The organism is Bradyrhizobium sp. KZN70725 (assembly GCF_055264925.1).
On the sequence record NZ_JBUYWT010000178.1, the window covers coordinates 1 to 1,012 of the forward strand.

Annotated in this window: 1 protein-coding gene; it reads right to left on the reverse strand. The window is 58.1% G+C overall.

Going from position 1 to position 1,012, the window contains the following annotated elements; all coding sequences use genetic code 11:
- Positions 1–8: 8 nt before the first annotated feature.
- Positions 9–951 (reverse strand): IS630 family transposase gene (locus ACZBJS_RS42555; RefSeq protein WP_229180416.1). Its coding sequence is split into 2 segments (ribosomal slippage): positions 9–614 and positions 616–951, totalling 942 coding nucleotides; the frame shifts between segments, so codons are not numbered across the junction.
- Between the last annotated feature and the right edge of the window lie 61 nt (positions 952–1,012).

Below are 1,012 nucleotides of genomic sequence, written 5' to 3' on the forward strand. Positions count from 1 at the left end.
CGCTGTTTTTATACGGAAACATAGCCTGAGTTTTTGAGATAGTTGGCGCACTCTTGTGCAGAAAAGAGGTCGAGGAGTTCGCCGACCTTGCGCCAGGTTGCCTCGACATCGCGCGGTTCTGCGGCTCGCATCAGATGTTTGAGCTTGGCGAAGACCTGTTCGATCGGATTGAGATCGGGACTGTAGGGCGGCAGGAAGAGCAGGTGCGCTCCGGTGGCGCGGATCGCATTGCGAGCGGACTTGCCCTTGTGACTGCCAAGATTGTCGAGGATGACGACCTCACCTTTTGCCAGAGTTGGGGCCAACACCTTCTCGACATAGAGGGTGAAGAGTTCGCCATTGATGGGGCCGTCGATGACCCAAGGTGCGCTGATCTGGTCGTGCCGCAGCGCTGCGATGAAAGTCATGGTCTTCCAGTGACCGAAAGGCGCGGATGCTTGGAGCCGCTGTCCACTCGGTCCCCAACCGCGCAGTGGCGCCATATTGGTCTTGATCCAGGTCTCGTCGATAAAGATCAGGCGTGAAGCGTCAATCTTGCCTTGATGGGCCTTCCAGCGTGTCCGCTTACGGGCGATGTCGGGGCGATCTTGTTCGACTGGCAGGATCGTTTTTTTTGAAGCTCAGCCCTTCGGCATGCACAAACGTCCACACCGCCCGCACATCGGTCTTGATCCCGCGCGCCGCCAGTTCCTGTGTCAGCTTCCGCAAAGTGAATGGTCCCGAGAGAACGCGCTTACGCAGCCAATCAGCATTGGCACCGGACAGAACCGGCTTCTTGTGACCGCCGATCTTGCCGGGCGAAACGCCCCCAGTCTCCCGTCTCAGATTCTTCCACTTCGTTACACAGGACGGGCTGATCTGAAGCGCCTCTGCAATCGAACGAACTGTCTCTCCTGCATCAGCTCGCGCCAGAGCCCGTTCACGAAGGTCTTCTGAATAGGGTCGCGTCATCCATGCTGGCCCCCGTTCTCCAGCACGGAGTTTGAATCAGAAATCGCTCCCGCTGGGAATC